This window comes from Fictibacillus sp. Mic-4 (genome assembly GCF_049843615.1).
GTDB lineage: Bacteria > Bacillota > Bacilli > Bacillales > Fictibacillaceae > Fictibacillus_A > Fictibacillus_A gelatini.
This window is the reverse complement of record NZ_JBBHZM010000049.1, coordinates 1-19,831: the sequence shown is the minus strand read 5'-3', so window position 1 is coordinate 19,831 and position 19,831 is coordinate 1. Positions and strand designations below refer to the sequence as shown.

At 36.2% G+C, this 19,831-nt stretch carries 33 protein-coding genes and 1 pseudogene; 33 read left to right on the top strand and 1 reads right to left on the bottom strand.

Annotated elements, in window-relative coordinates; all coding sequences use genetic code 11:
- The first annotated feature begins 16 nt into the window (after nt 1–16).
- Genes WD019_RS19775 through WD019_RS19745 form a run of 7 tightly spaced genes read left to right on the top strand, consistent with a single transcriptional unit; the run spans nt 17 to nt 3,642 of the window.
- Nucleotides 17–163: a rhodanese-like domain-containing protein gene (locus WD019_RS19775; RefSeq protein WP_425712568.1), complete on the top strand. Its 147-nt coding sequence runs from the start codon at nt 17–19 to the stop codon at nt 161–163.
- 20 nt (nt 164–183) lie between these two features.
- Nucleotides 184–756: a sulfurtransferase TusA family protein gene (locus WD019_RS19770; protein ID WP_016204413.1), complete on the top strand. Its 573-nt coding sequence runs from the start codon at nt 184–186 to the stop codon at nt 754–756.
- Nucleotides 757–772: 16 nt separating this feature from the next.
- Nucleotides 773–1,162 (top strand): DsrE/DsrF/DrsH-like family protein, encoded by a 390-nt coding sequence (locus WD019_RS19765; RefSeq protein ID WP_016204412.1) that lies wholly within the window; start codon nt 773–775, stop codon nt 1,160–1,162.
- Nucleotides 1,163–1,176: 14 nt separating this feature from the next.
- Complete coding sequence (locus WD019_RS19760) at nt 1,177–1,413, top strand: glutaredoxin family protein (RefSeq protein WP_016204411.1); 237 nt, start codon at nt 1,177–1,179, stop codon at nt 1,411–1,413.
- Nucleotides 1,414–1,426: 13 nt separating this feature from the next.
- On the top strand, nt 1,427–2,563 hold the full coding sequence (locus tag WD019_RS19755; protein WP_016204410.1) for an MBL fold metallo-hydrolase: 1,137 nt from the start codon (nt 1,427–1,429) through the stop codon (nt 2,561–2,563).
- An 11-nt stretch (nt 2,564–2,574) separates the two neighbouring features.
- The gene (locus WD019_RS19750; protein ID WP_016204409.1) at nt 2,575–2,802 is read left to right on the top strand and encodes a sulfurtransferase TusA family protein; all 228 of its coding nucleotides are present in this window, start codon (nt 2,575–2,577) and stop codon (nt 2,800–2,802) included.
- A gap of 60 nt (nt 2,803–2,862) precedes the next feature.
- Entirely contained in the window at nt 2,863–3,642 is a 780-nt protein-coding gene (locus WD019_RS19745) for a sulfite exporter TauE/SafE family protein (protein WP_019380822.1), read from the top strand.
- Here WD019_RS19745 and WD019_RS19740 read toward each other — a convergent pair.
- On the bottom strand, nt 3,639–3,818 hold the full coding sequence (locus WD019_RS19740; RefSeq protein ID WP_425712567.1) for a hypothetical protein: 180 nt from the start codon (nt 3,816–3,818) through the stop codon (nt 3,639–3,641). The genes WD019_RS19745 and WD019_RS19740 overlap by 4 nt on opposite strands.
- Before the next feature lie 111 nt (nt 3,819–3,929).
- On the opposite strand from WD019_RS19740, the gene WD019_RS19735 reads away from it, so the two are divergent.
- The 26 genes and pseudogenes from WD019_RS19735 to WD019_RS19610 all read left to right on the top strand — a co-directional run.
- Complete coding sequence (locus WD019_RS19735) at nt 3,930–4,331, top strand: DUF2892 domain-containing protein (protein ID WP_016204405.1); 402 nt, start codon at nt 3,930–3,932, stop codon at nt 4,329–4,331.
- A gap of 150 nt (nt 4,332–4,481) precedes the next feature.
- A complete protein-coding gene (locus WD019_RS19730) occupies nt 4,482–4,985 on the top strand; it encodes a DUF2243 domain-containing protein (RefSeq protein WP_016204404.1) in 504 nt (167 codons plus the stop codon).
- A complete protein-coding gene (locus WD019_RS19725) occupies nt 4,966–5,769 on the top strand; it encodes a cytochrome c oxidase assembly protein (protein ID WP_016204403.1) in 804 nt (267 codons plus the stop codon). The genes WD019_RS19730 and WD019_RS19725 overlap by 20 nt, the downstream gene beginning before the upstream one ends.
- Nucleotides 5,770–5,865: 96 nt before the next feature.
- A complete protein-coding gene (locus WD019_RS19720) occupies nt 5,866–6,237 on the top strand; it encodes a rhodanese-like domain-containing protein (protein ID WP_016204402.1) in 372 nt (123 codons plus the stop codon).
- A gap of 12 nt (nt 6,238–6,249) precedes the next feature.
- On the top strand, nt 6,250–6,513 hold the full coding sequence (locus WD019_RS19715; protein ID WP_016204401.1) for a metal-sensitive transcriptional regulator: 264 nt from the start codon (nt 6,250–6,252) through the stop codon (nt 6,511–6,513).
- A 124-nt stretch (nt 6,514–6,637) separates the two neighbouring features.
- Entirely contained in the window at nt 6,638–7,117 is a 480-nt protein-coding gene (locus tag WD019_RS19710) for a DsrE/DsrF/DrsH-like family protein (protein ID WP_016204400.1), read from the top strand.
- Between the two features lie 44 nt (nt 7,118–7,161).
- A complete protein-coding gene (locus tag WD019_RS19705) occupies nt 7,162–7,524 on the top strand; it encodes a rhodanese-like domain-containing protein (protein WP_016204399.1) in 363 nt (120 codons plus the stop codon).
- A 15-nt stretch (nt 7,525–7,539) separates the two neighbouring features.
- Nucleotides 7,540–7,836, top strand: coding sequence for a rhodanese-like domain-containing protein (locus WD019_RS19700; RefSeq protein ID WP_016204398.1), 297 nt, complete (start codon nt 7,540–7,542; stop codon nt 7,834–7,836).
- A 60-nt stretch (nt 7,837–7,896) separates the two neighbouring features.
- Entirely contained in the window at nt 7,897–8,472 is a 576-nt protein-coding gene (locus WD019_RS19695; protein ID WP_016204397.1) for a sulfurtransferase TusA family protein, read from the top strand.
- Between the two features lie 121 nt (nt 8,473–8,593).
- A complete protein-coding gene (locus WD019_RS19690; protein ID WP_425712566.1) occupies nt 8,594–9,871 on the top strand; it encodes an IS110 family transposase in 1,278 nt (425 codons plus the stop codon).
- 393 nt (nt 9,872–10,264) lie between these two features.
- Nucleotides 10,265–10,498, top strand: a complete 234-nt coding sequence (locus WD019_RS19685) for a glutaredoxin family protein (RefSeq protein WP_016204396.1) — start codon at nt 10,265–10,267, stop codon at nt 10,496–10,498.
- Between the two features lie 12 nt (nt 10,499–10,510).
- On the top strand, nt 10,511–10,903 hold the full coding sequence (locus WD019_RS19680) for a DsrE/DsrF/DrsH-like family protein (RefSeq protein ID WP_016204395.1): 393 nt from the start codon (nt 10,511–10,513) through the stop codon (nt 10,901–10,903).
- 52 nt (nt 10,904–10,955) lie between these two features.
- Nucleotides 10,956–12,083: an MBL fold metallo-hydrolase gene (locus WD019_RS19675; RefSeq protein WP_016204394.1), complete on the top strand. Its 1,128-nt coding sequence runs from the start codon at nt 10,956–10,958 to the stop codon at nt 12,081–12,083.
- A 26-nt stretch (nt 12,084–12,109) separates the two neighbouring features.
- Nucleotides 12,110–12,337, top strand: a complete 228-nt coding sequence (locus WD019_RS19670; RefSeq protein ID WP_016204393.1) for a sulfurtransferase TusA family protein — start codon at nt 12,110–12,112, stop codon at nt 12,335–12,337.
- Nucleotides 12,338–12,389: 52 nt separating this feature from the next.
- The gene (locus WD019_RS19665) at nt 12,390–13,166 is read left to right on the top strand and encodes a sulfite exporter TauE/SafE family protein (RefSeq protein WP_425712565.1); all 777 of its coding nucleotides are present in this window, start codon (nt 12,390–12,392) and stop codon (nt 13,164–13,166) included.
- Nucleotides 13,167–13,218: 52 nt separating this feature from the next.
- Entirely contained in the window at nt 13,219–13,566 is a 348-nt protein-coding gene (locus WD019_RS19660; protein ID WP_425712564.1) for a DsrE/DsrF/DrsH-like family protein, read from the top strand.
- A 14-nt stretch (nt 13,567–13,580) separates the two neighbouring features.
- Entirely contained in the window at nt 13,581–13,961 is a 381-nt protein-coding gene (locus tag WD019_RS19655) for a peroxiredoxin family protein (protein WP_016204390.1), read from the top strand.
- A gap of 319 nt (nt 13,962–14,280) precedes the next feature.
- Nucleotides 14,281–14,673, top strand: a complete 393-nt coding sequence (locus WD019_RS19650; protein WP_019380827.1) for a rhodanese-like domain-containing protein — start codon at nt 14,281–14,283, stop codon at nt 14,671–14,673.
- A 225-nt stretch (nt 14,674–14,898) separates the two neighbouring features.
- Entirely contained in the window at nt 14,899–15,561 is a 663-nt protein-coding gene (locus tag WD019_RS19645) for a hypothetical protein (protein ID WP_016204387.1), read from the top strand.
- A 19-nt stretch (nt 15,562–15,580) separates the two neighbouring features.
- A complete protein-coding gene (locus WD019_RS19640) occupies nt 15,581–16,306 on the top strand; it encodes a cytochrome c biogenesis CcdA family protein (RefSeq protein ID WP_019380828.1) in 726 nt (241 codons plus the stop codon).
- Nucleotides 16,303–16,869 (top strand): peroxiredoxin family protein, encoded by a 567-nt coding sequence (locus tag WD019_RS19635; protein ID WP_016204386.1) that lies wholly within the window; start codon nt 16,303–16,305, stop codon nt 16,867–16,869. The genes WD019_RS19640 and WD019_RS19635 overlap by 4 nt, the downstream gene beginning before the upstream one ends.
- A 26-nt stretch (nt 16,870–16,895) precedes the next feature.
- Complete coding sequence (locus WD019_RS19630) at nt 16,896–17,495, top strand: class I SAM-dependent methyltransferase (RefSeq protein WP_016204385.1); 600 nt, start codon at nt 16,896–16,898, stop codon at nt 17,493–17,495.
- A gap of 47 nt (nt 17,496–17,542) precedes the next feature.
- Nucleotides 17,543–17,692, top strand: coding sequence for a hypothetical protein (locus WD019_RS19625; RefSeq protein ID WP_019380829.1), 150 nt, complete (start codon nt 17,543–17,545; stop codon nt 17,690–17,692).
- A gap of 22 nt (nt 17,693–17,714) precedes the next feature.
- Nucleotides 17,715–18,842: an MFS transporter gene (locus WD019_RS19620; protein WP_425712563.1), complete on the top strand. Its 1,128-nt coding sequence runs from the start codon at nt 17,715–17,717 to the stop codon at nt 18,840–18,842.
- A 153-nt stretch (nt 18,843–18,995) separates the two neighbouring features.
- Nucleotides 18,996–19,376, top strand: a pseudogene (locus WD019_RS19615) (NAD(P)/FAD-dependent oxidoreductase); the annotation flags it as partial.
- A gap of 171 nt (nt 19,377–19,547) precedes the next feature.
- Nucleotides 19,548–19,831 (top strand): recombinase family protein (locus WD019_RS19610; protein ID WP_425712562.1); only part of this gene is annotated, 284 nt, incomplete at its 3' end.

Sequence of the window (19,831 nt, the reverse complement as noted above, 5' to 3'; positions counted from 1 at the left end):
AAATCGATTACATGAAATTGACAAAGACAAGGAGCATTTTATGGTATGCCAATCGGGGAATCGGAGTGGAATGGCTGCTGAATTTTTGCAAGATAAGGGGTATAAAGTGAAAAATATGGTTGGTGGAATGCTTAATTGGGAAGATGAAGTCGAAAAACCGTAACCCAAGAAGGAGGAATCTCAATGGAAGTTACAGTTAATAGGGTGTTAGATGCAAAGGGACTGGCTTGCCCGATGCCAATTGTAAAAACAAAAAAAGAAATGAACACCCTTGAACCAGGTGAAGTGATGGAAATTCAAGCTACCGATAAAGGTTCAACAGCTGATTTAAAGGCTTGGGCTTCTAGTACCGGTCATCAGTATTTAGGAACTGTAGAAGAGGGAGAGACCTTAAAACATTATCTTCGAAAAGTTCGTTCAGAAGAAGAAAAACCTGAAGCAAAACATCCGGATGTGGTTCATTTAGATGAATTATTAAAGAAATTAGATGGAAATGAAAAAATAACTGTTTTAGATGTGAGAGAACCGGCTGAATATGCATTCGGTCATGTACCGGGTGCTATTAATATCCCACTTGGTGAATTAGAAAATCGGTTTGAGGAACTTAACAATGTAGACAATCTACATGTCATTTGTAGAACGGGTAGTCGTAGTGATTTTGCTGCACAAAAGTTAACCGAAAAAGGCTTTAACAACGTTAAAAATGTAGTTCCTGGAATGAAAGACTGGACAGGACCTATCGATAAAAATCATTAAACAAGGAGGAATAATAATGAAAGTAGCTATCATTGCCTCAAACGGTGGGATGTTTGATGCCTATAAAGTATTCAATATTGCAACGGCTGCAGCTGCTACTGATGCTGAAGTGGGAATCTTTTTTACATTTGAAGGCTTAAATCTCATTCATAAAGAAGGTCATAAAAATTTGCCAATGCCTACAGGAACAGAACATTATCAAGAAGGATTTAAAAAAGCGAATGTTCCACCAGTTGAAGAGCTTGTTGCAATGGCGAGTGAGATGGGTGTGAAAATGATTGCGTGCCAAATGACAATGGATGTTATGAGTTTAGAAAAAGAGCATTTTGTAGAAGGGATTGATGTTGGCGGTGCAGTTACCTTTTTAGCGTTTGCTAAAGATGCTGACGTAACGCTAACGTTCTAAAGGAGTGAAGAATGATGAATAAGAATGTTACTGTCTATACCACAAACACTTGTCCCTATTGTGTAATGGTAAAAAACTTTTTAAATGAGCAAGGTGTCGCATTTAAAGAAGTAAATGTGCAAGAAGATCCTGCAGCAGGAGATAAATTGGTTGAAACAACAGGTCAGATGGGAGTCCCTCAAATTGAAATTAGTGGTGAGTGGGTTTTAGGGTATGATCCGGAAACGATTACTCAACTTTTAGAAAAGTAAAAGGAGGAGACACATGGGAACAACAACAGCTCTGAAAACAATATCTGTTAAAGATTTAGCCCAGAAAGTCATTAATCATGAAGACCTTTTCATCCTTGATACCCGTAATACCAGCGATTTTGACGATTGGAAAATAGAAGGGCGCAATATAGAGGTAATCAATTCTCCTTACGTTGAATTATTAGAAGGAGTCGATTCAATATTAGATAAACTACCAAAGAGCAAAGAAATTTATGTCATTTGTGCTAAAGGTGGTGCATCAGAATTTGTCGCCGAACAAATAATGGAACAGGGGTTTACAGATGTTTACTCAGTAGAAGGCGGAATGAAGGCTTGGAGTGAACACCTTGAGCCAATAAAGATTGGTGATTTGAAAAATGGAGGAAGCATCTTTCAATTTGTACGGATTGGAAAAGGCTGCCTTTCCTATTTAATTGAGTCTGACGGAAAAGGGGCAATAATTGATACTAACAGAATGTTGTCTCCATATGAAGAGATGATAAAGGAACATAATATTACGTTAACACACGTTTTAGATACTCATTTGCATGCTGACCATATTTCTGGTGGTAGAGAACTTGCTGAAAAACATGGTGCAACCTATTATTTACCACCAAAGGATGCTAAAGAAGTCACATTTAACTACTCACAAATTAATGACGGCGATGAATACAAGGTTGGACAGACAACCATAAAAGCCATTTACTCTCCTGGGCATACCATTGGTAGTACATCTTTTGTCGTTGATGATCAATATTTGTTAACAGGTGACATTTTATTTATTGATTCCATTGGTCGCCCTGATCTAGCTGGTAAAGCTGAAGACTGGGTAGGAGATTTAAGAAATACCCTTTATCAACGTTACAAAGAGCTAGCTGATAATCTTCTAGTCTTACCTGCCCATTACATGGGAATTAACGAAATGAATGATGATGGAAGTATTTCAGAAAAACTTGGTGTACTTTATCAACAAAATCATGGATTAAATATTAATGATGAAGCTGAATTCAGAAAAACGGTGACAGAAAATCTTCCGCCACAGCCGAATTCATACCAAGAAATTCGTGAGACAAATATGGGTAAAATCAAACCAGAAGAAGAACAACAAAGGGAAATGGAAATTGGACCAAATCGCTGTGCAGTGAGATAGGAGGAAAAGAGATGGAAGCAACAAAAGTATTAGATGCAAAAGGGCTAGCTTGTCCAATGCCAATTGTAAAAACAAAAAAGGAAATGGATTCATTAAGTTCAGGAGAGATCCTTGAGATTCATGCAACAGATAAAGGGGCAAAAAATGACTTGACTGCATGGGCACAATCGGGTGGACACGAATTGCTAAAAGATGAAGAAGAAAATGGTGTTTATAAGTTCTGGTTAAAAAAAGGATAGAATTTAGGGGAAGGTACCTTTAAACGGTTACCCTCCCCCTTTGATTGGAGGAAAAAGAAAGTGGATATTGGATTTATCGTGGTTATATTCCTTATCGGTTTTATTGGATCCTTCATATCCGGAATGGTAGGAATTGGTGGATCGATTATTAAATATCCCATGCTTTTATACATTCCACCACTGTTTGGATTAGCTGCATTTAGTGCACATGAGGTATCTGGAATTAGCGCCGTACAAGTTTTTTTCGCCACAATAGGGGGAGTATGGGCTTATAGAAAAGGAGGGTACTTGAATAAAACGTTAATTATATACATGGGTGTTGCCATATTAATTGGTAGTTTTATTGGTGGATATGGCTCAAAGCTCATGACCGAAAGTGGAATTAACATTGTATATGGAATTCTAGCTTTAATCGCCGTTGTGATGATGTTCTTACCTAAAAAAGGAATCGATGAGATCCCACATGATCAGGTGAAGTTTAATAAATGGCTCGCAGCTGTTCTTGCATTAATTGTTGGGGTGGGTGCGGGAATTGTTGGTGCTGCTGGTGCGTTCATTTTAGTTCCTATCATGCTCGTAGTGCTGAAAATTCCAACTAGAATGACGATAGCGACCTCTTTAGCTATTACGTTTATCTCGTCTATTGGTGCAACTGTTGGGAAAATTACAACAGGTCAAGTCGAATATTATCCAGCGTTAATCATGGTTGTAGCAAGCCTAATCGCTTCGCCACTTGGTGCTAATTTTGGTAAAAAAATAAATACCAAAATCCTACAATGGATTTTGGCATTACTCATATTAGCTACTTCAATTAAAATTTGGTCTGATATTTTATTTTAAGAGACCTTATTACTTTCAACGTATGTCTCAAGTGCAGGATGATATTCCTTTTGAAAATGATTATCTGGACATGATTTGATTACAATTGAGAATAATGAGTTCGTTTTATCGCTGACTAAATTTTTATTACAAGTAGGGCATTTTTCATTGAAAAAAGATTTGAAAAAACGTTTCATATTAGGTTCCTCCTATACCCATTAATTCCTATTGTTATACTAGGTATTGTAGAAGATTTATTTAAAAAACTCAATGGGTTTATATACCAATCAACGAGAGGATGGGAATGTATGAGAGATCTATTTCCACCAACTACGACTAAAGTAAAGTTAAACACAGATGATAGAATCAATAATGATATAGAACGAAAAACTGCACATAATATCAACAATTACTACGGGAAAACTGAAAAAGAAATAGATAAACGTATTAAAGAATTAAATTATGAATGGGATACCGAAAGAGTTTTAGAACTTAACTTTGCATCAATTGTATTGATATCATCTTTACTTGGATTATTAAGCAATAAAAAATGGATGGCATTGTCAGGAATAACAAGTGTATTTATGATCCAACATTCTTTACAGGGGTGGTGTCCTCCATTACCACTGATAAGGAGACTTGGCGTTAGGACTGCAACAGAAATATTTGAAGAGAAGGAAGCATTAAAGAAGATACTAAATAAAAGCTGATATTGGGTTATTTTTTATAGAACACTCGTGACTTTATGAGTGTTCTTTTATTATGAAAACAGAATCAAAATCCTTCTTCATCACCTATTGTTTAAAAGTAATGGTTGAATGGACAAAATAATTAAATATGAACATATAGGAGGGAAATGGATGAATATTATTAAAAACTCAAAACAAAAGTTTATTTTTGCGAATCGCAATTTATTTGGTGGCTTTTTATTTGGGCTTGGTCTTGTAGCTTTTATTGATGAAACGGTTTTTCATCAACTACTACACTGGCATCACTTCTATGATAAATCAACAACTGATATTGGACTAGTTTCGGATGGTCTGTTTCATGCTTTTAGTTGGTTTGCGACCATCTTTTCAGCTTTTATGTTTGCAGACCTTCGCCGCAGAAATGCTTTTTGGCTTGCAAGATGGTGGGGAGGAATATTGCTTGGGGCTGGAGGCTTTAATTTGTATGATGGTATCATCCAACACAAGTTCATGAGAATACATCAGATTCGTTACAATGTAGAAATACTTCCTTACGACTTAGTGTGGAATTTAGTTGCTGTAGCACTCATTATTGTTGGGGTGATTCTCGTATTTCGCACAAGAAAGCAATTATCCCAAGGGGAGGAAATTCTTAGTGGATCACAATCACATTGATAGTTCCGGTTATAGTTATTTAGATTATTTCTTCATTTTGGTATTTGTGTTAATGATTATTCTTTATATAATGGGAGTTGTTTTATCCAATCGAAAGCATAAAAAATGGTCGCCATACCGAACGTTATCTTGGCTTTTAGGGGTTCTGTTTGTAGCACTTGCTGTAGTGGGACCGGTAGCTGAACAAGCCCATATGGATCTTAAAATACACATGCTAGGTCATTTATTTCTTGGGATGTTAGGACCTCTACTTATTGCGCTTTCTGCACCGATGACGCTTTTTTTAAGAACTCTGTCTGTGAAATTAGCACGACGGTTTACACAGATATTAAAAAGTTACCCGGTCCGCATTGTAAGTGATCCTTTTATCGCATCGCTTCTAAATATTGGAGGACTATGGGTACTCTATACAACGGACTTATACGCACAAATGCACGGGAATTTATATCTTTATGTCTTTATACACGTTCATGTATTCATAGCAGGATACCTTTTTACAGTATCCATGATCTATATTGATCCAGTTGCCCATAGAACAAGTTTCCTCTATCGTTCTATTGTTTTAATAATCGCCTCAGGCATCCACGGTATTCTATCAAAGTATATTTATGCCCATCCCCCAAAGAGTGTACCAATTTCCCAAGCCGAGATGGGTGGAGTGCTAATGTATTATGGTGGAGATGTGATCGATATATTTCTAATCTTCATTTTTTGTTATCAATGGTATATATCCACAAATAAAAGAAGGGTATCTGATAAATCAAAATTATTCTTACAAAGTTAAAAAGAAATAAATTTAAAGGTATTGACAATATACCCTAATGGGTATAATATAAACGTTGTAAGACATTCCTTTTTTTATTAGTAAAGGAGACAGCATATGATAGTTGCTATAATAATGAGTGCCATTATTGTTGCTCTTTTTAAAAGACATTTTCCCGTTTTTAGGGTTGAAAATATAACTAATCACGTTGATATGGGAACATCAATAGTCGTAGATGTAAGAGATTATATTGAGTCTCATAACAGCCCAATAGAAAGAGCCATCAATGTTCCAGTGGCATACCTTAATAGGTTTTATTCAGAAATCCCAAAAAGTGACTTGATTGTAGTGGCATCAAACCGCCTTGAAAGGAATCTAGCGATTCGTTTCTTACGCAAAAGAGATTTTAAGGTCGTTGGCTATTTAATTACAAATCAAACACAAACAGTATTAAAGGAAAATCAATTAAATAAAGAAAGTTATTGTTAAGGGGGAAAACAGATGGAATACAACGACCAAATGAAAAACAGAGTAAAGCGCATTGAAGGACAACTTAGAGGAATTTTGAGAATGATGGAAGAAAATAAAGACTGCAAAGATGTTATTACTCAGTTGTCTGCAGCAAGAACAGCGATTGATCGGACGATTGGAGTTGTCGTCAGTTCAAATTTAGTGGAATGTGTTCGTAACGCCGAAGAAATTGGTGAGAAAAATACAGAAGAACTATTAAAAGAAGCTGTCAATCTGCTTGTAAGAAGTAGATAGAAATAAAGGGGTTGACACTCTCTTTTATTTTTAATAATATTATACCCATAGGGGTAAAGGTAAAAGGAAAATTTTTTATACAGAAAAATACCCTAATGGGTAAACAACAAGAGGAGGAACAAACATGACAGAAACAAAAAAAACAACAATCGTATTATTTAGTGGTGATTATGATAAAGCAATGGCTGCTTATATTATTGCAAACGGGGCAGCTGCCTATGATCATGAAGTAACTATTTTCCACACATTTTGGGGATTAAATGCTCTACGTAAGGATGAAGATATTGAAGTGAAAAAAGGTTTCATGGAAAAGATGTTTGGCAAAATGATGCCAAGAGGTGCTGAAAAAATGGGTCTGTCAAAAATGCACTTTGCAGGTTTCGGTCCTAAAATGATTAAAGATGTAATGAAAAAGCATAATGCAATGCCACTTTCAGACTTAATTGAAATGGCAAAAGAACAAGATGTTAAGCTCGTTGCTTGTACGATGACAATGGATTTATTAGGACTTCAAAAAGAAGAACTTTTAGATAATATCGAGTATGCAGGTGTAGCTGCATATTTAGCTGATGCAGAAGATGGAAATGTAAACCTATTTATCTAAACACGTTAGGGGGATTATCCCCTACATAAAAGGAGGGAGTAAGTTTGGAATATCTAAATTATTTAATCATTGGACTCTTTCTGTTATTTATCATTAAACGAATCATCCCGGCTAAAGGTGTTAGACAGATTTCAACAACAGATTTAAAGAATGAATTAAAAGATAGGAATAAACAATTTGTTGATGTACGTACTCCTGGGGAGTTTAAGGGAAGAAACATTAAAGGATTTAAAAATCTCCCACTCCAACAACTTGCGCAAAAAGCGGAGAAGGAACTATCAAAAGACAAAGAAGTAGTTGTTATTTGTCAAAGTGGAATGAGAAGTCAAAATGCTACTAAAATATTAAAAAAATTAGGATTTACGAACGTGACAAATGTAAAAGGTGGTATGAGTGCCTGGAGATAAAAAGGAGGAGAGAAAATGAAACAACTAACAGCAAAAGAAGTGGAAACATCGTTAGTAGAAGGTCAACCATTAAACTTGATTGATGTTCGTGAAGTGGATGAAGTTGAAACTGGGAAAATCCCAGGAGCGATCCACATTCCACTAGGGTTATTAGAATTCCGTATGCATGAATTAGATAAGTCTCAAGACTATATCATGGTTTGTCGTTCTGGTGCACGTAGTGGTCGCGCCTGTCAATTTCTTGAAAGTCATGGGTTTAAGGTAACCAACATGACAGGCGGAATGCTTGCGTGGGAAGGCGAAACAAAATAAGGTGATTTTTTTTAGAAGTCAATATACTCGTAAGGGTAATAAACAGGAGGTTTTTATATTATGAATTCATTAAAAACAGATCTTTTATTAGATGCAAAGGGCCTAGCTTGCCCAATGCCTATCGTCAAAACAAAAAAGGCAATGAATGAGTTACAATCTGGTCAAGTCTTAGAGGTTCAAGCAACAGATAAAGGGTCAAAAGCTGACCTTGAAGCATGGGCAAAAAGCGCTGGACATCAGTATCTAGGCACAATTGAACAAGGAGATGTGTTAAAGCATTACCTTAGAAAATCTTCCAATGATGGAACAATTGAAAGAAAACATCCTAACATCACAAGCAATGAAGAGTTGGAGAAAAAACTAGATGTTAACGAGAATATTGTTGTTCTCGATGTTAGAGAAGCAGCGGAGTACGCATTCAACCATATTCCAAACGCCATCTCTATTCCGTTAGGAGAGTTAGAGGATCGTCTTTCAGAGCTTAATACAGCTGATGAGATTTATGTGGTGTGTCGAACTGGAAACCGTAGTGATCTCGCAGCTCAAAAATTAGCTGAAAAAGGTTTTGCAAATGTGATTAATGTTGTGCCAGGGATGAGTGCTTGGTCAGGCAAAACCAATAGTTTAAATAAATAAGGAGCATTCCTGTTAGAAGGATTTTCGGGGACTTGAACAAAAAGAGCCCTCTTGGTATGATGCGGGGTGTCAAATCGTCGATGAATTGACCCCTAATTTGTTAACCAAGGAGGACTCCATAATGGATTTTAAACAAAATCAGAAAATTAATCAAGTCACCGAAAAAACACTCGTTGTAGGGATCGATATCGCAAAGCGGACACATTACGCTTGCTTTGTAGACAATCGTGGCCGGGTGCTCCAAAAGTCTTTCTCAGTTTATCAATCTAATAACGGCTTTGAGTATTTATATCAACGTATTTTGACTGAAATGAAAGAAAGCGAAAAGACAGAAGTCATTGTCGGGATTGAACCTACTGGCCATTACTGGCTAAATTTAGCCTATTTCCTTGAAGAACGAGGCATTTCCTTAGTCATGACGAATCCGATGCATGTCAAACGGTCAAAAGAGTTGGATGACAATCTGCCAACCAAACATGACCGTAAAGATGCACTGGTAATCGCTCGTCTTGTAAAGGATGGACGCTTTAGTTATCCGCGAATCCTCAAAGGGATGGAAGCTGAACTTCGTGCTGGTTCTACATTCCGTAGTAAATTGACTGAGGAGCTAGGAGCCGTCAAAAACATGATAATTCGCTGGTTAGATCGCTATTTTCCAGAGTTCGTTCAAGTATTTCCGTCATTCGGAAAAATGGCTATGGCCGCACTTGAATGCACTCCATTTCCAAGTGATCTTCACCAGAAACACCCGGATGAAGTGTTATCCCTTTATCGAAAGGTCGAGGGACTAAAATCCCCCCAAAGACCAAAAGCAGTGCGCCTTATCGAAGTCGCAGCTAGCTCTATCGGAGTAACGGAAGGATGTGAGATGGCCCGTATTGAAATAGCCACACTTGTCCGCCGTTACCACCAGCTAGAAAAAGATATTGAGGGTATTACGGAGCGCTTAGTTGAGCTTGTAAAAATGTCAGTAGAATACGAATGGCTGTCAACGGTACCAGGGCTTGGAGATACGACAATCGTTGACCTATTAGCTGAAATCGGAAGTTTTTCACACTACGAAGATCCACGCCAACTAATCAAACTCGCGGGATTAACGTTACGTGAAAATTCCTCTGGTATGCACAAAGGGCAAAAACGAATCTCTAAACGGGGTAGAAGAAAGCTACGCGCTCTCCTGTTCCGAGTCATGATGCCGATGATCCGCCACAATGAAGCTTTTAGAAAGCTACATGAGTATTACACGAACCGTCAGGTTAATCCTTTACGCAAGAAACAATCCATCGTGGTTCTATGCGGTAAACTGTTAAAAGTATTACATGGAATTAGCACTAAGCACAAAGCGTTTGACGCACAGCGAATGATGAGGGATATTCCAAGTCTCTTAGAGGCAGCTTAAATCCCTACAGCCCCTTAACTAGACCTAGACAACAGGATGACACGGAGAAGCTGGCATTATTTTCACCATTCGACCTAGAGTCCCTATAGGAGCTTCGCTAGCCTCTGCCTTATGACTAGACCGAACGAAGGAATGTAGGCACATAGATGCCCAGAGACATGGGAGGGTACGTCATCATAAGCTACGCAGAGATCCATTGTGCATCGTATAATTCCCTATCACTACTTTCCATCATTATCCAGTAGTGACCGCGTAGCGTACCTATTTATTGGAATAGTTTCACATATTATGAAAATAAAGTTAGGGTCCGTGTCGAAAAATATTTTTTTGACACCCTACCAACGGGTCAAACCGTTGATGTATCAACATTTATAGAGGGAGGGGAAATTTGATATGAGCACAGTAACGGTATACACAACCACACGCTGTCCGTATTGTGTTATGCTAAAGAACTTTTTGGCAGATCAAACTATACCTTTTAAAGAGGTAAATGTTGAAGAAAACCCAGAGATTATGAACCAACTAGTCGCAAAGACCGGACAACTGGGTGTGCCTCAAACAGAGGTAAATGGCAAGTGGGTTGTTGGTTATGATCCAAATAATATAATGCTAGCATTAAGAAACTAGGAGGAATTAAGAATGAGTAAAGTAGCAATTATAGCAAGTAATGGTGGATTATTTGATGCATATAAAGTTTTTAATATCGCAACAGCTGCAGCAGCATCTGATCAGGAAGTTGCCATATTCTTTACATTTGAAGGATTAAACTTAATTCATAAAGAGGCATACACACAACTACCAATGCCAGAGGGGAAAGAGCATTTTGCTGAAGGGTTTGCAAAAGCAAACGTACCAGCTATACCTGAGTTAGTGGCAATGGCACAAGAAATGGGTGTCAAATTCATTGGTTGCCAAATGACAATGGATGTGATGGGATTAGAAAAGGAAGCATTTGTGGATGGAATTGAAGTGGGTGGAGCTGTAACCTTTTTAGAATTTGCAAAAGATGCAGATGTAACTCTTACGTTTTAATAAAAATTAATTATTTTTTTGAATTTAAATATACCATAGGGGGTAAAATGATATGACTGTAAAGGCTATGACTTCAAAAGAAGTAACAAAAAAAGTATTTAATAAAGAACCATTATTTATTCTAGACGTTCGTAATGAAAGTGACTTTCAAGATTGGAAAATTGAAGGAGAAAACTTCGACTATTATAATATTCCGTATTTCGAGTTACTGGATGGAGTGGAAGGAATCTTAGATAAAATCCCGGCTAATCAAGAAGTTTTAGTCGTTTGTGCAAAAGAAGGATCTTCATTAATGGTGGCAGAGATGTTATCAGAACAAGGATTAACGGCTTCTTACCTGCAAGGTGGGATGAAAGCGTGGAGTGAGTACTTAGAGCCTGTGAAGGTCGGGGACTTAAACGATGGAGGTGAAGTGTATCAGTTCGTTCGTATCGGTAAGGGCTGCCTATCTTACATGGTCGTCTCAAATGGGGAAGCAGCTATCATCGATGCAACTCGTATGACTGATATTTATCTTGATTTTGCAAAAGAAATTGGTGCAAAAATTACGCATGTATTTGATACGCATCTTCATGCTGACCACATTTCTGGTGGAAGAGTCATTGCTGAGAGAACAGGTGCTACGTATTGGTTACCACCAAAGGATGCAACAGAAGTCACATTTGAGTATAAGCCTTTAGAAGATGGAAATGTGGTAACAATCGGAAATACTGCCATCGATATTCATGCCCTGTATTCTCCAGGTCACACAATTGGTTCTACATCGTTTGTTGTGGATTCTCAGTTCTTATTATCAGGTGATATCCTATTCATCGATTCAATCGGCAGACCAGACTTAGCTGGGATGGCAGAAGACTGGGTAGCAGATTTAAGAGAAAGTTTGTACATCCGTTACAGAGAGCTTTCAGAAGAACTAGTTGTTCTACCAGCGCACTTTATGATCATTGATGAATTGAATGACGATGGTAGTGTATCAGAAAAATTAGGGACACTATTTGCAAAAAATCATGGTCTAAACATCGAGGACGAAAATGAATTCAGAAAATTAGTAACAGAAAACCTACCACCACAACCAAATGCGTATCAAGAAATTCGTGAAACTAACATGGGGAAAATTAACCCAGATGATGAAAAACAACGTGAAATGGAAATTGGACCAAACCGTTGTGCGGTTCGATAAAAACTTATTTTAGGAGGAATAACGAAATGGAAGCAACTAAAGTATTAGACGCAAAAGGATTAGCATGTCCAATGCCAATTGTAAAAACAAAAAAGGCAATCAATGAATTAGCATCAGGTGAAATTCTAGAAATTCATGCTACTGATAAAGGTGCTAAAAACGACCTAACAGCTTGGGCAAAATCTGGTGGTCATGAACTAATTAAGCATGAAGAAGAAAATGATGTATTTAAATTTTGGATTAAAAAAGGTTAAAAAATAAGGGGAGCCTATGTAGGGTTCCCTTTTTTCAAAAGGAGGTAACACCATGGATTTTGGATTCATCATTACGATTTTCTTAATAGGATTTATTGGATCATATGTTTCAGGAATGTTAGGAATCGGCGGGTCTATTATTAATTACCCAATGTTATTATATATTCCACCGTTATTTGGCTTAGCAGCATTTACTGCACATGAAGTTTCAGGCATAAGTGCGATTCAAGTATTCTTTGCAACTATTGGTGGAGTTTGGGCTTACCGAAAAGGTGGATATTTAAATAAAACGTTAATTATGTATATGGGTGCTAGTATTTTAGTGGGTAGTTTTGTTGGAGGATTTGGATCAAAGTTAATGTCTGAAGGAGGCATTAATTTAATTTATGGGATATTAGCCTTAATTGCAGCAGTGATGATGTTTATTCCGAAAAAGGGAATAGACGACATTCCATTAGATCAGGTGAAATTTAACAAATGGCTTGCAGCACTATTAGCCCTTATTGTAGGGGTGGGGGCTGGGATCGTTGGAGCAGCAGGAGCCTTTTTATTAGTGCCAATCATGTTAGTGGTATTAAAAATTCCAACAAGAATGACGATCGCTTCTTCTCTAGCGATTACGTTTATTTCATCAATCGGAGCGACAGTAGGTAAAATTACGACCGGACAAATTGACTACTTCCCAGCTTTTATTATGATCGTTGCAAGTTTAATTGCTTCCCCATTGGGTGCAATGGCTGGAAAAAAAGTAAATACCAAAGTGTTGCAAGTCATTTTAGCGTTATTAATTGGAGCTACTGCCGTTAAGATTTGGTTAGATATTTTGTAAAAACAGGGGAAAATAAAGTGTATTCATAGTAGGTTTGAAAGAAGGGGTTATAATGACGAACAAGAAATTTGTTTATTTTGTATCGTTAAGCTCAAATGTTCCCTATGTGTTGAAGAAATCAATCGAAATAGTTGAACAAAAAAATGAAGTCGCCATATTTTTTGATCTTGATGGAGCGCGTGTTTTAGATAAACGTTATTTAAAAAGAATGACGAGAACACATGGAGTAGATCTATCCTTACTTTTTAACTTGGCTTTAAATGCGGGAATTAAATTGTATGGTTGTCAAATGAATGTGTTAATTGCTGATGGTTTGGAATTAATAGAAGGGGCAGAACTCGCGGGCGTTGTTACCTTTTTAGAAACAGCCTACCAAGCTGATGCTGTTTTAAGTTTTTAAGAGGGGGACTAAACATGAATACGAAAAAAGTTGTCGTTTTAGCACTTCATGATGAATTAGAGTCTGCTTACCCACCTTTAAATGTTGCTGTTGGAGCTGCTTCATCCGGGGCTGATGTGATCTTAGCCTTCTCACGAAAAGGAGTAAACATTTTAGATCAAAAATACATTCCTATTCCATCGGATGGAATTGAATACTTGTCTAATGCTCTAGCTGATTTTAACGCACCTTCAATTAACGATTTACTTGAGATAGCTGTTGAATCTGGCGTTAAATTTTATGTGGTGGACTTAGATATAAAGGACCATACGCAATTTAAGTACCCAGCTGAGCAAGTCCCCATTAAATGGGTTTTAAATGAGGCAGTTTCAGCGGATTTGTTTGTACATTTTTAAATATTGAGGAGGAATAACGTTGATTAAAATTACAGATGCTGCGATATCAAAAATAAAACAAGAAGTTAAAGATGTAAAAAAACCATTTATTCGTCTTGCAATGGGCATTGGTTGAGGGGGACCTCAGCTTCGTCTGGCTCTGGAAGAGTCAGCTTTAGAAAATGATGAGATTATTGAACAAGATGGCATAAGTTTTTTAGTACATGAAACAAGTAAACCATATTTTAATAATGTCAAAATTGATTATACCAAGACCATATTGGGTGGCGGGCAATTTATTGTCCTTACACTATAAGTACATCTGAAAGCAGGAGTTTCCTTGAAGATTAAAACAATAGCATTATATCTACCCCTTGTCATTTTAGTATTATATTTTGGCTATACCCAGTTTGAAAATAATAGCATTAAAACAATTTCAATTAATGAGTTGGAGCAAAAATTACAGGATCCCAAATCAAGTAACATAATCTTTGTTGATGTGCGTGAACCCCATGAATATGAAGCAGGTCATATTAAAGGGATGAAAAACATTCCACTAAGCACATTAAAATCCGATTATAAAGGTCTTTCTAAAGATGCGGAAATCGTTCTATTGTGCAGAAGTGGGAAACGAAGTCTTCAAGCTGCAAACATTTTAAAAGACTATGGTTATGGTAATGTTGTAAGTGTAAGTGGCGGTATTCAAGAATGGCAGGGAGAAATTATAAAATAAGTAATGGAGTAGGCTGATAATATGAATAAAGATCATAACAACTGTGGCAAAGGTAGTTGAGGAATTCCTAACAAAAAATCACGGTCATTTTTCCCACCCATATGACCAGGGATTTTAGTCTGGCTCCTGGTAGGAGTCATCGTCTTGTTTCAAAGAATCTTTTAAGAAGAGGGGCTAAACAGCCCCTTTTTGTGTAAACATCAAGCAATTTTTTTGGAGGTACCCATGGATATCATTCAAATCGGTTCATTTACGATTCTCCTTAAATGGTTTCTTCTTGGAGTGGCAATTCTATTTGGAATAGTTTTTATAAAAGTATTGCTCCTACGCTTACCGAATAGGGAACATAATAAGGCAGTATTTGACTTATTAACTAATAGCGTGTTTTTAGGCTTTTTTATTTGGAAAGGTAGCTTACTTCTTACGGAACCTTCATTAGTAATAAAAAGTCCTTTGTCGTTGTTGTATTTTACAGGAGGAAGAAGTGGCTTAATTTTAGCTATTATTTTTTCAATCTACTACTTTATTTATAAAGCAAGGAAATTAGATATTTCAATGCTAGTTACTTTGAAATACGGCTTACTATTTAGTTTTTCAGTGCTGTCTGTCTATCACTTTTTATCCGCCACCTTTGTAGAGGATAATTTCATTTATCATGTTCTTTTTGGCATTTATTCGTTGACTAATTTGATACTCATTCTAGTTCAAAAAATTCTATCCTCATATAAATCATTTTTTTCTGTCATCGTCTTATTTTCATTCTACAAAATAATACTCTCATTGGTTCTAATCAATGAAAATACGATTTTTATTTTCTCGATGGAGCAGTGGTTTTTTGTAGGATTAATAATCTTGTCTCTTTACCTTTGGGATAGAAAACTACAGTAGAAAGATAGGTGGGTAAGAATTGGAAAATATCACAATATTTTTTGCATTAACTGCAGGGGTACTTTCATTTTTTTCACCTTGTGTGTTTCCATTAATTCCTGCATATGTTGCTCATTTAACCGATGGTTCAGTAAAAGATGGAAAAGTAAATACCCAGAAGAGTGTCCTGTTTTCTCGTTCAATAAGTTTTATCTTTGGATTTAGTATTGTATTTGTGTTACTAGGAGCTTCAGCAAGTGTTGTAGGACAAATATTTTTAGATAATAAGAAATTAATTCAAATGATAGGGGGATTCCTCATCATTATTTTTGGGTTACAGATGCTTGGTGTGTTTAAAATAAAGTTTTTAATGACTGAAAAACGGTTTGATTATAATAGGAAGTCCAAAGCTAGTTCTCTAAAATCATTTATCCTTGGTTTAGCATTTGGATCAGGATGGACACCTTGTGTAGGACTTGCTTTATCGTCCATTTTATTACTGGCTAGTTCAACTGAAACGATTTATTCTGGCATGTTTTTATTATGGATATACGCCTTAGGTCTAGGCATTCCTTTTCTCATGTTATCTTTTCTTGTGACATACTCTTTAAATGTGATTAAAAGAATCAATAAGGTTTTACCAAAGCTTTCGTTAGTTAATGGAGTAATCCTTATCATAATGGGATTGTTATTATTCACTGGTCAAATGGAAAAGATCAGTGCTTATCTCTCTACATTCACGATTTTTGAAGGAGTGGGATTATGAACAAACAAATACTCGTCTTAGTAGGTTTGATTGGTCTTTTAGGTTGGGGAGTATATGACTATGCATTTTCAGAAAAAGACAATATGGATGAAACCTCCCTTAACAATCGAATAGAAAATAATGATTTAATTAGTGGAATAAAAGAAGGAAATTTGGCACCTGAATTTCAACTCCAGACTTTAGAAGGAAGAGAAGTAAAACTGTCTGACTATAAAGGAAAGAAAGTCATTTTAAATTTTTGGGCTACTTGGTGTCCTCCTTGTAAAGCTGAAATGCCTCATATGCAAGAATTTTATCTAGATCAACAAAATGAAAATGTAGAAATTTTAGCAGTTAATTTAACTACTGCAGAAAAGAACACAAATGATATTGGAAAATTTGTAAAAGATTATGGATTAACTTTTCCAATACTGCTTGATACTAAAGGCGATACAGGAGAAACATATCAAGCTTTTACGATCCCAACAAGTTATATAATTGATTCGCAGGGGATTGTTCGAAAGAAAATTGTCGGACCGATGGATAAGGAAATGATGGAGCAATTAATAAAAAGTATTGACTAAAAAATTAAATCAAAGGAGAACAAGCTATGAATTCCTGGAATGATCGATTTAAAAATGAGAATTATGTTTATGGAACTAATCCAAACGTATTTCTTGCGGATGTCCATAAAAAATTAAACCTATCAGGAGATGCATTGGCTATTGCTGAAGGAGAAGGTAGAAATGCAGTCTACTTGGCGCAACAAGGAATGAATGTAACTGCATGGGATTATGCGCAATCCGGACTGGCTAAAACAGAAAAGCTTGCCAAGGATAGAAATGTAACAGTTCAAACAAAGCTTGTAGACTTAAATGAAGCTAACTGGGATAAAGAGCAGTGGGATGAATTGATTTGTATTTTTGGTCACTTTCCAGAGGCATTACGTACAAAAACACTTGAAGGTGTTAAAGATGCAGTTAAACCAGGTGGTTATTTTATTTCAGAGGTGTATTCGGTTTATCAGCTACCATACAAAAGTGGAGGACCACAAAACGTAGAACTACTTTATAAACCAGAAGAGTTTTTAAGCGTTTTTTTTGATTGGCGGATTGTTCACTTTTTTATGGGCGAGGTTGTAAGGAATGAAGGAGAACTTCATAATGGTTTGTCACATGTTATTCAGTTTGTGGCGCAAAAAAGAGAATAAAATAACTTTGGAGTTGCCTTCAGCAACTCTTTTGGTGGTGAATACAAGTGGAAAATACAATGGAGAATATAATGTTTTATGGTATGGGTGGATTAATTATGACCATTTTTTGGGTAGTTATTTTTGTTGGTGGAGGCTATTTTGTATACACATTCATGAAAAATAAAGAAAACGGACATGAAGATAACACAAAATAGTCGTGAAATGAGTGAATTGATAATGAAAAATCCTATTTTTATTGTTTTATTTATGAATACCGTCTTCTCAGGTGTGTTAGCTTTTTCAAACTTATATATAAACATTTTTTTATGGAATCAAGGAGCAAGTCTTTCTACTATAGGAGTATACAATGCCTCGGTTTTTGTATCTGTGTTCATAGGAACAATGATAGGGGCATATACGATGAGGTGGATGAATAGTCGAATGACGTTTGTTTTATCTTCTTCCTTTCTACTAGCGGTGTTCGGATTACTCATAAGTAAAGAAGAGAATGTAATAGGATATATTATCATTTTAGGTACTTTATATGGTACAGCTGTAGGATTGTATTATTCTGGATTTAATCTTTATTCAATATTATTAACCAACCCTGAAAATAGGCAACTTTTTATGGGGATGGAGCAAGGTATGAACCGGATCACCGCAGTCTTAACACCATTAATATTTTCTTATTTAATTCTTTATTATGATTATAATGAAACATTTCGATTAATATTTGTTATGTTGATTATTCAAGTGATTATAAGTTTATTTACACCAAAATATAAAAGCAACTTCAATATTTCATCCTTACGGTATAAAGATATATGGAAGGAGTATAAAGCTGTTCTCGTTTCTATAGTGGCTTTTGGTTTCTTTCAAAGTATAATTCAACTCGCATCCAGCATTCTCTTATTTCAATATGTTCAGAAGGAAACGATTGTTGGATGGTTAAACACATTATTTGCAATTACAGGAATCTTAACACTTGTTTTCATAAGCCGTCCACGACTTGTAAAAAGTAGAATGAAGGTAACGTATGTAGGTGCTATATTAGCGACCGTCATGACTATTTTTTTATTTTTCCCGAGTTTTTCAACATTGATTATTTTTAATGTATTGGCAGCAATTGCTTTACCTCTAATATGGATCCCGGTTAGTGTTATTCATTATACAAAGATTAAGGAGCTAGCTTGCGAGTCAGAGGTGGATTGTGATATTGGATTAACGGCTCACTATCTGTTAATTAGGGAGTTTATGCTCAATGTGGGGCGTACTTCCTTTTATTTATTCCTTATTATGGGGCTAGATTTTACACAGGGATATCATTACATACCAATCTTTTTATTTTCTTTGGTTATCCACTAGTAATATATATATGTAATAAAGGTCTGTTTAGAGAACTAGGTTAATTGTTATGGAATTGCTAGTGTAGTAACTCTTCCTACCTTTTAGTTTTATTTTACTCCTTGGGTAAATAAAGAAAAGATGGGATAAGATAATCGTAAAATATTAAAATCAGTGGAGGATATAATCGTGGAAAAAGTCGTTATTTTAGGAACGGGTCCTGCAGGTTTAACAGCTGCTATTTATTTAGCAAGAGCAAATATGAAACCAATTGTTATAGAAGGAGATCAACCAGGCGGCCAATTAACACTAACAACTGAAGTTGAAAACTTTCCTGGTTTTATTAATGGCATTATGGGACCAGAACTCATGGATAATATGAGAAAACAAGCAGAACGTTTTGGAGCTGAGTTTAAAAGAGGATGGGTAACTAACGTTGATTTTTCGAAAAAACCGTATACCTTACAAGTAAACGGAAAAGCAGAAATTGTAACAGAGTCTCTCATCCTTTCAACAGGTGCTTCAGCTAAACTTTTAAATATTCCTGGACATAGAGCAGCGACCTCCCTTCGCCAGCCGTACTCTATACTTCGACATCAGTCGATTTTCATCCTTCTGCTGGTGCCGCCCCGGCGGCATGGATGTCTATTGATACAAGTGTAGTAGACTGATAAAATCATAGTTAAGAGCGTCTCATAAGACTTGTCTCAAAAACGAGGTGATATTTTGCGGAAAATCGGTTATATACGTGTTAGTTCGACCAGCCAAAATCCTTCAAGGCAATTTGAGCAGCTAAATGAAATTGGAATGGATATTATATACGAAGAAAAAGTTTCTGGAGCAACAAAGGATTGCGAGCAACTTCAAAAAATGTTAGAGGATCTACAGGAAGATGACATCATTTATGTTACAGACTTAACTCGAATTACTCGTAGCACACAAGACCTATTTGAATTAATCGATAACATACGGGAAAAAAAAGCAAGCTTAAAATCACTAAAAGATACATG